The 12461-nt window shown below is 55.8% G+C and carries 10 protein-coding genes and 1 pseudogene; 7 read left to right on the forward strand and 4 right to left on the reverse strand.

Translation table 11 applies throughout. From position 1 onward, the window contains the following. Positions 1–140: 140 nt before the first annotated feature. Positions 141–605, forward strand: coding sequence for a hypothetical protein (locus ACR0L4_RS01485; RefSeq protein WP_170748464.1), 465 nt, complete (start codon positions 141–143; stop codon positions 603–605). Here the strand turns inward: ACR0L4_RS01485 and ACR0L4_RS01490 are convergent. Genes ACR0L4_RS01490 through ACR0L4_RS01500 form a run of 3 tightly spaced genes read right to left on the reverse strand, consistent with a single transcriptional unit; the run spans position 595 to position 3642 of the window. After that, positions 595–1254, reverse strand: a complete 660-nt coding sequence (locus ACR0L4_RS01490; protein WP_480510043.1) for a TadE/TadG family type IV pilus assembly protein — start codon at positions 1252–1254, stop codon at positions 595–597. The two genes, ACR0L4_RS01485 and ACR0L4_RS01490, sit on opposite strands and share 11 nt — an antisense overlap. Next, positions 1244–1819 carry a TadE family protein gene (locus ACR0L4_RS01495; RefSeq protein WP_170748466.1) on the reverse strand — a complete coding sequence of 192 codons (576 nt, stop codon included), beginning with the start codon at positions 1817–1819 and terminating at the stop codon, positions 1244–1246. The genes ACR0L4_RS01490 and ACR0L4_RS01495 overlap by 11 nt, the downstream gene beginning before the upstream one ends. Further along, positions 1816–3642, reverse strand: coding sequence for a Tad domain-containing protein (locus tag ACR0L4_RS01500; RefSeq protein ID WP_480510045.1), 1827 nt, complete (start codon positions 3640–3642; stop codon positions 1816–1818). The genes ACR0L4_RS01495 and ACR0L4_RS01500 overlap by 4 nt, the downstream gene beginning before the upstream one ends. 325 nt (positions 3643–3967) lie before the next feature. Between ACR0L4_RS01500 and ACR0L4_RS01505 the strand changes: the two genes are divergently transcribed. The 4 genes from ACR0L4_RS01505 to rpoD all read left to right on the forward strand — a co-directional run bounded on the left by ACR0L4_RS01505 (position 3968) and on the right by rpoD (position 9965). Further along, positions 3968–5398, forward strand: a complete 1431-nt coding sequence (locus ACR0L4_RS01505; protein WP_170748468.1) for a Glu/Leu/Phe/Val family dehydrogenase — start codon at positions 3968–3970, stop codon at positions 5396–5398. Between the two features lie 137 nt (positions 5399–5535). Then, positions 5536–5832 (forward strand): hypothetical protein, encoded by a 297-nt coding sequence (locus ACR0L4_RS01510; RefSeq protein ID WP_170748469.1) that lies wholly within the window; start codon positions 5536–5538, stop codon positions 5830–5832. Positions 5833–5912: 80 nt separating this feature from the next. After that, the gene (gene dnaG, locus ACR0L4_RS01515) at positions 5913–7862 is read left to right on the forward strand and encodes a DNA primase (RefSeq protein ID WP_480510048.1); all 1950 of its coding nucleotides are present in this window, start codon (positions 5913–5915) and stop codon (positions 7860–7862) included. Between the two features lie 114 nt (positions 7863–7976). Then, positions 7977–9965: an RNA polymerase sigma factor RpoD gene (gene rpoD / locus ACR0L4_RS01520; RefSeq protein ID WP_480510050.1), complete on the forward strand. Its 1989-nt coding sequence runs from the start codon at positions 7977–7979 to the stop codon at positions 9963–9965. A gap of 152 nt (positions 9966–10117) precedes the next feature. Here the strand turns inward: rpoD and ACR0L4_RS01525 are convergent, their stop codons facing one another. Further along, the gene (locus ACR0L4_RS01525) at positions 10118–11158 is read right to left on the reverse strand and encodes a helix-turn-helix domain-containing protein (protein WP_480510052.1); all 1041 of its coding nucleotides are present in this window, start codon (positions 11156–11158) and stop codon (positions 10118–10120) included. 381 nt (positions 11159–11539) lie between these two features. Between ACR0L4_RS01525 and ACR0L4_RS01530 the strand changes: the two are divergent. Both ACR0L4_RS01530 and ACR0L4_RS01535 read left to right on the forward strand, forming a co-directional pair. Continuing rightward, positions 11540–11885, forward strand: a pseudogene (locus ACR0L4_RS01530) (thiol-disulfide oxidoreductase DCC family protein). Between the two features lie 45 nt (positions 11886–11930). Further along, the gene (locus tag ACR0L4_RS01535; RefSeq protein ID WP_480510054.1) at positions 11931–12434 is read left to right on the forward strand and encodes a DUF4166 domain-containing protein; all 504 of its coding nucleotides are present in this window, start codon (positions 11931–11933) and stop codon (positions 12432–12434) included. Positions 12435–12461: the final 27 nt, after the last annotated feature.

Consider the following 12461-nt stretch of genomic DNA (forward strand, 5'->3'; position numbering starts at 1 on the left):
GGACAGCATGTAACCCGTGCGCCGTAGCAGTCAATTTGCATATGAGCACTCGAATTGTGTGGAAATGCAGAGAGAAGGGAGGGCCTGTTTATTTCCCTGCAAAGCAGATACATCCCGGAACGGACAGACAGGAGGTAGTCATGCAAGACGAAGTGCTGGCAACAATTCAAGCGTCATCCGCCAGACGGTGGGCGGGTGTCGTGATGCTTGGTACGATCGGTGCTTTGGTGATCTATGTGGCGCTGGCCTCTCCGCCCGAGCTTGTCTGGCAGGTCTTTCTGCTGGTGGTTGGCGCGGCATCCTGGTGGTTGGCGTACCGTGTCTGGACAGCGACACAGGATCGGATCGAATTGACCCGATCCGAGTTGCGAACGGGAACAGGGCGCGTCATCGCTCAGGTTTCCGAAATCGAAGCGGTGGATCGGGGCGTCTTTGCCTTCAAGCCGTCCAACGGCTTTCTGTTGCGCACCCGCTCTAAAGAGAGAAATGTTTGGGCGCCGGGCCTGTGGTGGCGGTTGGGACGCCGGGTCGGCGTCGGCGGAATGACCGCCGCCGCCGAAACAAAATTCATGTCCGAAATGATCTCGGTATTGCTTATGGAGTAACGGTATCGTCGTGAACGGTATCGTCTGCACCTGGATCGCCAGCGACGTTTTCTTTACAGGAATCCGGTCCGTTGATGTATGTGTATCCACGCGGCTGGGTAAAGATGAACTTGTCGATGTTCAGGTTTCTGCTTCCTAAGCCGATGTCGAAGGGCCGTACATAATGGTCTCGGGTCTCGACCAGAATCATCGTCGCGCCATCTGCCATGACTGGAATACGATCGGAAATCAGGCCGATCGTTCCATTTGTCCAACCATCGACGAATTGTCCGCGTACGCAGGACCATTCAACTTCATGGTGGCCTGCTTCGCCCAGGTTTTCCCCGTTGTGCCAGCTTACGAATGAAATGCGGAGGGAAAGGTCCGAACGCTCTGCAATCATGAACTTCTGCAGATCATACATGGATGTCACGTATTGATCCGTGACAGTCTCTTTTTCCCGCGAAAGGATATCGGCTACGGCGTAGGCGGCTTTCAAGTTCAAAGCGCCCTGACGATAGCCATCAAAGAAAGTGTAAGACGTCCACATTGACCAAAACAACAATGGCAGCATCAAAACGCCTTCGATGGTTACGACGCCATCTTCCTTTCGGAAGAACCGACCGAATGCGCCAAGAACGCGTTTAGGGAGGGGTGAATTAGGGCTCATGAACAAACACCGTTATTGCATGCAATTCGTACTGACCGTCCGGATCCTTCTGTGCCAGCTGTCCCAGAGTCGTTCCGGTGAATAGCGGCGTGATTTCCGCACAGGCCCGGATGATCATAAGTTCGTTGGCGGCACCGGGGGTGAAGATCTGGTCATCCTTGCCGCGAATTTCTTCGGGCGTGTCCACACAGAAGGGTCTTTGGAACTGACCGGTCAGAAGGGCACTGCTGTTGAAATGATCGACCTTGGTCATCTCGACCGCTAGGCTATCTTCGCAATTGGGGATGGCGCTGGCTTTTTCGCAGATAATTTTCTTGATCAGATCATGTGTCCATTGCGCGCCGGGGGTGGGATCATGTGGGGTAATCCGGTTCATGCGAACATCTTGGATCGTTTCATCCAGCGCCCGCTCAAGGTTGGCGTGGTTCCAGGCCACGATGCCAAGCTCAATCCCCGAATAAGTGACCATCATGAAGACCGGAAACCACATCACCAACTCGATGGTGGCCATTCCGTCCTCGTCGCGGCGAAATCTGCGCAGCTTGTTTTTCAAACGTTTGATCATTGGGTCAGCCTGAGGTTTTGAACGCTTGCCGCGATGGTGTCGAAGACTTCTCCAATTTCGCCACCGGTGGGCGCGAAATACGAGTTCTCATTTGATTTGCAGTGCCAAAGCAGTTGTCTGCCGTAGTAGCTGGCTTCATAAGCCACTGAGAATATAATGATATTCTTCTGGTCTTTTGCGTAGTCGCACATTGCCTTAACCTGGTTGTCTTTGGTTGTGCGACTTTCCGTGCTGACGGCTCTGTTTCTCCAACTCCGCGCCAATGTCGACCCTATAGCGTCTTCGAGGATGTCTTCGATTGCGTTTCTGGATGTTTGCTCCCAAAGCGATTTCCATGACAACGAGACGGCACTGCCAGTCTCGGACAGCAGCTGCGGAGGTACGGTCGTGCTTCGTTGTTGACAAGCGCCGTCGGAATAGTTGTCGCAAAGATAAATGAGGAACTCGCCTATTCCTTGGCCGTCGCCATCACTGTCGACGTCAGTGTTACCATAGGCGTGGTCCTGGTACTCATCGCGAACCCAGTACCTTCCGCGACTACTGTCCCAATACCTCATACTCACATCTGGCCAGACAAATTTGTACCCATCAGTGTCGTCAGATTCGTCCACTTTGTTTACGTTGATCGAGTAGATTTCGGCATCATCATTCCACCAAATACCAGTCTGACCTGTATTATAGGGCTCGTTGACCCAACTCCTGTCCGTGTTGTGACCGTCGGTCATCAGGACAATGACCTTCATCGTATCGCTGCCAACGCTGTTTGCCGGACGGCCCGTGAATACGGCTGGAACGTCGCCAGCGGTGATCATCTTTGACACGATCGGGCGGAAGCTTTCGTCCAGCATTGTAAGACCCCACTTCATACCGATGTTGATCGACGTATTGTCGTTGGCATAAAACGAGTCGATGTAAGTATGCAGTGCAGTTTCATCATTTTGATGAACAACAAGTTTTCTGCTGTCTTGCCCTCTGCAGCGTTCGGGATAGCCCTGGCTGACGTACAGGTTGCTCGGTCGTCTGTCGCTGCCTGATCTGGTGAACAGCAGAGACTCATTGTAAGTAGCGCCTGTGTCAAAACTGGCCCCAGTCAACTGAGAGGGCGTGAAGTCAATACAGTTTGCATTTGTATTGGACCCGACCGTGGTCAGTTCGTTCATCAAAGAGTCTGGAACGCCAACCTGCGTCGCGTAAGGAACGATCGAGATGGACAGTTTTTCCGTGGACGAGTTTTCATACATCTTCGTGACGAACTTCTTTGCTGCGCTCTTGAGGTTGGTCAGGCGCGAAGACCGGCTCATCGATCCCGAAACATCCAAAATCATCGCGATTTCGACGTTACCGATCGACTCTTCGGCGACGCTGAGGACATTGACATCAATCGTGTCAACATCCCACCACTTCATGAAATGCATTTCGACCGGCATCGTAGCGCTGGCTTGGACCCGGCGTTTTCCTACGATCAGCTTGTTACCATCGTCGTCGCAGGATTTTGGTTCGACAACGACGTCACCGTTCAGAAAGCTTTCGAGACCTTCTTTGACGAGGTAGTCCTGAACCACGTCCTTGGGACACAGTTCCTGTTGCAAATCCGCGGCAGCCAGAACAGCGCGATCAAGTGAATACTGAAGACGGGCCCGTTCGTGGTCATAGCGCATCATGTCAACGGCAAAGCCCGCCACCGCGAAAACCACCATCATCAGTGCCAACCCGAGAATTGTCATGGTGCCGTTTTCGGACCGCCAGAACGCGGCCGGGGTCCGACCGCGGAAGCCAAGTTGCTTGAGGCGTTTAAATGTAGAATTCCTAATCAACATCTTCATACTGGGTCCCTACCGGTGGTCAGACACGCTGAATCTAGATCTTTGCAACTTTAAGAATTTAAACGCGGAACGTGGCGAGATTTGGGCGGCCCTGCCACTATGCTGCTCTTATTGAATGAGAATCGGCCTCAGTTCCTCGCGGGCGTGGCAATTTGTTTCGGTTAAGTAGACAATCTGAGCAATTGGATCGCGGGGCGACTCGAGGTGTTTTCGAAACCTCGCATTCGTCATTTGATGAAAAAATGTGCTATTGGAGATTGCAGCATCCGTTCAGTGGTGCGACAAATCGTCATGACGTTTGTCAGTTACCGGTACGGAGGATTGTATGACCGGCACTAAGGAACCGAGCTTTCGTGAGAGTGTGGATCTGATGTTCAACAGGGCGGCGTCCCTGATGGATCTGCCGCCCGGACTGGAACAGAAGATCCGGGTCTGCAACGCGACCTATACGGTTCGTTTTGGCGTCCGGCTTCGGGGTGAGATCCACACCTTTACCGGCTATCGCTCGGTGCATTCCGAACACATGGAGCCTGTGAAAGGCGGTATTCGCTATGCGTTGGCCGTGAACCAGGATGAAGTCGAGGCGCTTGCAGCGCTGATGACCTACAAATGCGCCTTGGTTGAAACGCCGTTTGGTGGGTCAAAAGGTGGGCTGTGCATCGACCCCCGCAAGTACGAAGAACACGAGATGGAGCAGATCACACGGCGGTTTGCCTATGAACTGGCCAAGCGCGATCTGATCAATCCGTCTCAGAATGTTCCGGCACCTGACATGGGAACCGGTGAACGTGAAATGGCGTGGATGGCCGACCAATACGCTCGGATGAACACGACCGACATCAATGCGCGGGCCTGTGTCACCGGCAAGCCGTTGAACGCGGGTGGTATTGCCGGTCGGGTCGAGGCCACCGGGCGCGGTATCCAATACGCGCTGCGCGAGTTCTTCCGCCACCCCGAGGATGTGGCCAAGGCCGGTTTGTCCGGCAAGCTGGACGGCAAGCGCGTCGTAGTTCAGGGCCTTGGCAATGTGGGATACCACGCGGCCAAATTCCTGAGCGAAGAAGACGGCTCGATCATCGTCGGTATCATCGAATGGGACGGGGCGCTGTATAACCCGGACGGTATCGATGTCGAGGCCGTACGCCAGTGGATCGTCAAGCATGGTGGCGTCAAAGACTATCCAGATGCAACCCATTCCGCAGAAGGTGGCGCGGTGCTGGAGGCGGAATGCGAAATTCTGATCCCTGCAGCACTGGAAGGGGTCATCAACCTGGAAAACGCCGAACGGATCAAAGCACCGCTGATCATCGAAGCCGCAAACGGCCCGGTGACGGCAGGGGCGGATGAAATCCTGCGCAAGAAGGGTACGGTCATCATCCCGGACATGTATGCCAATGCGGGCGGTGTGACGGTCTCCTACTTCGAGTGGGTCAAAAACCTGAGCCATATCCGTTTTGGCCGGATGCAACGCCGTCAGGAAGAGGCGCGGCATGAGTTGATCGTCAGTGAACTGGAGCGGCTGGACCGTTATCTGGGTGATGCGTGGACCATGTCTCCGGATTTCAAGTCCAGATATCTCAAAGGTGCGGATGAACTGGAGCTTGTCCGGTCAGGTCTCGATGACACGATGCGCATCGCCTATCAGTCGATGCGTGAAGTCTGGCACAGCCGAGATGATGTCGAGGACCTTCGGACTGCTGCCTATATTGTCGCCATCGACCGCGTGGCCAGCAGCTATCGGGCCAAGGGCCTCTGATCGCTTTCGGTTGGGGCGATCCGTTCGCCCCATCCTGAAAACAGTCAAACACACACGATCAGGAGATCGGCAATGGCAGGTCGCGACGTGGGCGGGTAAGCTGCTGCAAGACAAACGATTCCGGGAGACCTACCTAAATGTTGCGTATCGCCATTGCCGCAGCTGTGCTTGCCACACCTTTGGCCGCTGCTGAAACCAAGGAACAAAGCTGCCAGCACCAAGCTGATGTCGTGGCGGCCATCCAGCAGGCCCGCTTGGACAAGGTTAAAGAACGCGACGTCGCACAAGCCGTGGCTGACAGTGGTCCCACTTGGCCGGAAAACTACAATGCTGCGATCCCTTTGATCACGCCTTGGGTCTACGAGCAAAAAATGCGTGATGTGCGAAAAGAGGACTTGGGCGCAGCGTGGCTGGAACTGTGTTTGCAGCAGTAATCCACAATCGCGTCATTTCTCTGTGGATAAGCCCGCGCCATCCCCTTGGCGCGGGTTTTCATTTCTGTCAGGTTTGATCCATGTCTTTGCCCCCCGGATTTCTCGATGAATTGCGCACCCGGCTGAGCCTGTCCCAGGTTGTTGGTCGAAAGGTCATGTGGGACCAGCGCAAATCCAATCAGGGCAAGGGCGATATGTGGGCGCCATGCCCCTTTCATCATGAAAAAACTGCGTCTTTTCATGTGGATGACCAAAAGGGTTTCTATTACTGCTTTGGCTGTCACGCCAAGGGCGATGCGATTAGCTTCGTGAAAGAGACCGAGAATGTTTCGTTTATCGAGGCAGTCGAGATTCTGGCCCGCGAGGCCGGGATGCCGATGCCCGCACGTGATCCGAAGGCGCAGGAAAAGCAGGACCGCCGCACGCAACTGGCCGAGGTGATGGAGCAGGCGGTGCAGTTCTTTCGCCTGCAACTGAAAACAGGGGCGGGGGGGCAAGCGCGAGACTACCTTGCTCGCCGGGGGCTGGATGCCGAGGCATTGGAGCGGTGGGAGATCGGCTTTGCACCTGACGGCTGGCAGGCGCTCTGGGATCATCTGCGCGGCAAGAACGTGGCCGAGGATCTCATCCTTGGCGCAGGGCTGGCCAAGCCTTCGAACAAAGGCAAAAAACCTTATGACACCTTCCGCAATCGGATCATGTACCCGATCCGCGATGCGCGCGGGCGCTGCATTGCGTTTGGTGGGCGCGCGATGGACCCGAACGACAATGCAAAGTATCTGAACTCGCCCGAGACCGAACTGTTCGACAAAGGGCGCAGCCTGTACAATCACGGCCCGGCACGGCAAGCGGCGGGGAAGGGGCAACCGCTGATCGTGGCCGAGGGGTATATGGACGTGATCGCGCTGGCCGAGGCCGGGTTTGGCGCCTCGGTGGCCCCATTGGGCACCGCAATCACCGAGCATCAGTTGCACCTGCTCTGGCGGGTCTCGGATGAGCCGATTATTGCACTGGATGGTGATACGGCGGGTCTACGTGCCGCGATGCGGGCCGTCGATCTGGCGCTGCCCTTGCTGGAGGCGGGAAAATCTCTGCGCTTTGCGCTGATGCCCGACGGCAAAGACCCTGATGACCTGCTGCGTGCCGAAGGGCCAGCGGCGGTGCAGGCCGTCTTGGATGCAGCCATGCCAATGGTCAAGCTGCTGTGGCAACGCGAGACCGAAGGCAAGGTGTTCGACAGCCCCGAGCGAAAGGCGGCGCTGGACAAGGTGTTGCGTGACAAGATAAAACTGATCCGCGACCCCTCGATCCGTTCCCATTACGGGCAAGAGATCAAGGACCTGCGCTGGCAATTGTTTCGCCCGCAGAGACAATCACAAAATCGTGCGTGGCAGCCTCGTGGCAAATGGCAGCCGCCGAAACAACCTGCAACTCCGGGCGCACGGGCCTCTTTCCTGGCATCGGCCGAGAACGCGGACATCCATCTGCGCGAGGCGGCGATTCTGGCCATCGCCATTCTGAACCCGCAGGTGGTGGTGCAGTTTGAAGCGCAGCTTGAAGACATGGACTGTCATGATCCCGACCACGCAGCACTGAGGCACACCATTCTGCGCCATGCCATCGATGACCCGGACAACCTGAAAGACCACATCGTTGAAACTTTGGGGGCCGAGCCCCTTGAAAACCTGATGGGCCTTCGCCATGTCGCTGTGATCCCCTGTGTGTTCAAACCGGGCGACGTTGAAAAGGCCGAGATGACGCTGGCCGAGGAACTCGCAAAGATCAAAGCGCTCCGGGGGCTGGATGCTGAGATTGCAGAAGCGACGGAGGAACTGTCCGACTTGGCTGACGAGTCACTGACGTATCGGGTGGGTCAGGCCGCCGAAGAGCGCAACCGCGCAAGTCGCAGCCAGAACGAGGACAGGGCCATTTTCGACATCGCCGACAACGGTGCGCGAATCAATCGCGATGAAAAAGACGCGTTTGAGGCAATCATGTCCGGAATCAAATTCGAACGGAAACGTCGCTGAAGTGATGTTTTCATAAGGCACTGGAAAATAAAAACGGGTAAACGGGTGGCCGAATCAGTTTCACGCGCTAATGATTCGGTTTCTACGAATCACCCATCCCTGCAGGAGCATTGAATGGCCGCCAAGGATACGAACGAAGACCGCAAATCCGACGAGCAGGAACAGGAAATCTCGCTGGACATGAGCCAGGCCCAGGTCAAGAAGATGATCGCCGAGGCCCGCGAGAAAGGCTACATCACCTACGACCAGCTCAATCAGGTCCTGCCGCCTGACCAAGTCAGCTCGGAACAGATCGAAGATGTGATGTCGATGCTGTCCGAGATGGGCATCAACATCATTGAAGATGAAGAAGCCGAAGAAGAAGAGAACAAGGGATCTACCGAACTCGCCACCACGGAAAGCAACCGTGAAGTCGCGCTGTCCGGTGCTGCCACGGAAAAGCTGGACCGTACCGATGACCCCGTGCGCATGTATCTGCGCGAGATGGGTTCGGTTGAACTGCTGAGCCGTGAGGGCGAGATTGCCATCGCCAAGCGGATTGAGGCTGGCCGCAACACTATGATCGCCGGTCTGTGCGAAAGCCCGCTGACCTTTCAGGCGATCACCATCTGGCATGACGAACTTTTGTCGGAAGATATTCTGCTGCGCGACGTCATCGATCTGGAAACCACCTTCGGCAACCAAATGGACGAAGATGGCGGAGTTGAAGAGCCCGTCGTGGATACGTCGACCGTGCAGGCTGCGAAACCTGCCAAGGATACCGGCCCGGAACTGGATGCAGACGGCAATCCGCTGAACACCGACGACGATGACGACGAAGACGATCAGGCCAACATGTCCCTGGCCGCAATGGAAGCCGCGCTCAAGGATCAGGTTCTGACCACGCTTGAGCGTATCTCGACCGACTTCTCGATGCTGTCGGAAATGCAGGACAGCCGGATTTCGGCAACCCTGAACGAGGACGGGTCGTTTTCTGAAACCGACGAAGCGACCTATCAGAAATTGCGCGCTGAGATTGTTGAACTGGTAAATGGTCTACACCTGCACAACAACCGGATCGAGGCGCTGATCGACCAGCTATATGGTATCAACCGCCGCGTCATGTCGCTGGACAGTGCGATGGTAAAACTGGCTGACCAGGCGCGTATCAACCGGCGTGAGTTCATCGATGCCTATCGCGGGCGCGAACTGGATCCGAACTGGTTGGCTGAGATGGCCGAAAAACCGGGCCGTGGCTGGCAGATGTTCATCGAACGCTCAACCGACAAGGTTGAAGAGCTGCGCAACGATATGGCTCAGGTCGGTCAGTATGTCGGTCTGGATATCAGCGAATTCCGCCGCATCGTTCAGCAGGTTCAAAAAGGCGAGAAAGAAGCGCGGCAGGCCAAGAAAGAAATGGTCGAAGCCAACCTTCGTCTGGTGATCTCGATTGCCAAAAAGTACACGAACCGTGGCCTGCAATTCCTTGATCTTATTCAGGAAGGTAACATTGGCCTGATGAAGGCCGTGGACAAGTTCGAATACCGCCGCGGCTATAAGTTCTCGACTTACGCGACCTGGTGGATTCGTCAGGCTATCACCCGGTCCATCGCGGATCAGGCACGCACGATCCGTATTCCGGTCCACATGATCGAGACCATCAACAAGCTGGTTCGTACCGGTCGTCAGATGCTGCATGAAATCGGTCGTGAGCCGACGCCGGAAGAACTGGCCGAAAAGCTGCAGATGCCACTGGAGAAGGTTCGCAAGGTGATGAAGATCGCCAAGGAACCGATCAGCCTGGAAACGCCGATTGGCGACGAAGAAGACAGCCAGCTGGGCGATTTCATCGAGGACAAGAATGCCGTGCTGCCGCTGGACAGCGCCATTCAGGAAAACCTCAAGGAAACCACAACACGTGTCCTGGCCTCGCTCACCCCGCGCGAAGAACGGGTTCTGCGGATGCGCTTTGGCATCGGCATGAACACCGACCACACGCTGGAAGAAGTCGGTCAGCAGTTCAGCGTGACCCGCGAACGTATCCGCCAGATCGAGGCGAAAGCCCTGCGAAAGCTGAAACACCCCAGCCGATCCCGCAAATTGCGGTCGTTCCTGGATCAGTAAGTTCAAAGGCGCCTCGGATCGAGGCGCCTTTTTCGTTGCAGACTTCACGTTGGCAATTTCGCCAAACACATTGGCGCGACCTCACAAGTGTAACTTGCTCAAGGCCACTATATCGACGTTGTCCACTCATGGGGCGGGCCGGGGCGAGGCGTTCAAGCTGACGACCCCCGGTTCCCGGACACCAGCGGATGTTCGACCCGCGTCTTGAACGCGCTGGGTGCCTGGCCGGTCCAGCGTTTGAACGCGGTTGAAAAGGCCGCCTGATCTGCATAGCCCAGGGAATAGGATATTTCGGTCAGCGACATGCCGTTGGTGATGAAGGTTTGTGCCAGATCAGACCGCAGGTCGTCGACAATTTCCCGATAGCTTGTGCCTTCGCTGTGCAGCCTGCGGGCAAAAGTGCGCGCGCTCATGCCCAAACTGGCAGCCGCTTCATCGGCCTGAATGACTTTGCCCGGCAGGGACCGCGTGATCAGACCTTCGACCCTGGCGCGTGTTTGTTGCTGTGGCGAACGGCGCTCGGCCAACATGTGCTCGCCATACTCAATCAGATGGGCCCGCAGACTTGGGTCGTAGGTCGGCACTGGCAGGTCAAGAGCTGACAGAGACAAAATAATCTCAAGGTTCTCAGCGCCGAACACAACCGGGAAGCCGGCAAGTTTGTGAAAAGCCTTTTCTTGATCTCCAACCTCGTGCTGAAACCGCATTTCGATGGGGTGAAAGTCGATCCGGGTCAGGTTCCGCATCCGGGCAAGTGCGGCAAACATCAAAAATTCAGTGCGGCGGTGATATCGCGCAAAGCTGGCGTCTTTCCAGTCGGCCTCGAACGAAGCGAAATTTCCCGAAACGCGAAGGCTGAATGCAAGGGCCGGATCAATGATGTCGTGAAACCGCGACGTGTTTTCGATCACCTGTTTCAGATCGCGCGAGTATTTGCTGATATATGCCGTCAGTGTCGAAGCTGAGGTCACGCCCAATCCCGCTCTGGCAGCAAAAGTAATGTCTCTCAGTGCGTCGCAGGCATAACGAACAAACAGCGCTTCTTTGTGGGCGCTGTAGCAGGATGCATCTGGCGCAAGGTCGCGTGGGCCAAGCCCGCTGCGTTCCAAAACCTGCCGGGATGTATCGGGACAGCCCGCGTCGGCATCCAAAGCCTGTACTAGCAAATGAAGACGGCCAATATCCACGTCCATTGCGGCGGATCCTTCGTTGCCCCCGGCCATACCGAGTATCAGTATCTTAAGGGCCTTGTGTCAAAAACTCGAATGGATTTGGCAGAAGATCGCAAGAGCTTGACCCGAAAACTACCTATGTCCGCAATGTTGCCGGGTCAGCACCTTGTAGGGGATGAGGTCAGAGCCACCGCCGGACGCACCAACCGGCCTCCGGGTTCCCCGGCACATTTACCCTTCGTGTCGCATTGTTCGTACTCATTGCCTGTGAGAAAACTCTGTACGAACGCAGGAGCGGGCATCACAGCTATGTCGGAGACTGACAGAACCGATCTTTCTAAGGGGCTCAACCTGATCGTCTTCGATGGTGAGTGTGTCCTGTGCTTGGGTTTCTTTCATTTTATGTTCCAACGGGACAAAGAACAGCGCTTCCAATTCGCGACCGCCCAATCGCCACTGGGTCAAAGTCTGTATCGCGCGCTGGATTTGCCGCTAACAGACTTTGAAACCAATCTGGTGATTGTCGAGGGCGAGGTCTTTGAAAGGTTGGACGCTTTTTGCAGCAGCAATGCGCGCGCTGTCCGGGGTTTGGCCCATTCTGTCCCTGGTTCGGTTTTTGCCGCGCGTGGTTAAGGACCGACTTTATCATTGCATTGCGCGCAATCGATACGCTCTCTTTGGTCGATCCAAGACGTGCTTGCGGCCAAACGACGCCCTCCGCGCTCGCTTTGCAGTTCGTGGATTCTGACCGTTGGAAGATCCGTTCTTGCAGGCTTTGCCAAAGGGGAGTTCTTTGCCGATATCTGTTCGCGCACTTCACACCACCCTTGGCGTGTACACCGGTGAATGTGTGATTGCGCGGGGCCGAGGGGTGCTGGCCTCTCTGGCCCTTCGGTTCGGGCGGTTTCCTCCTGCCGGGCAGTCGGTTCCAGTACGACTGAGAGTGCGACAACAGGGAAAATACTGGTATTGGTCGCGCGAATTTGGTGGTCACGAAACGCAATCTGTCCTGAACTTTGACACCAAAAGGGATAGTGTTTGTGAACGGTTTGGCGCGTTGCGGGTCTGGCTGAAGCCTTACGTGGATGATGATGAGTTGCGGTTGGAAATACGGCGCCTGACGCTGTTCGGCCTGCCTTGTCCTCGCTTTCTGCTGCCGAGGTCCTCGACAACCGAATGGCAGGATGAACGGCGTCGATTCAGATTTGATGTTTCTGCCGATCTGCCAGCTTTTGGGATGCTGATCAGGTATCATGGCTGGCTCACGCCTTTTCACGGAGAAGACGTGGTACGCTGAAATGATCGTGAAACCGTCTTTCCGATG

The sequence above is a fragment of the Ruegeria sp. AB5 genome, from assembly GCF_056542645.1.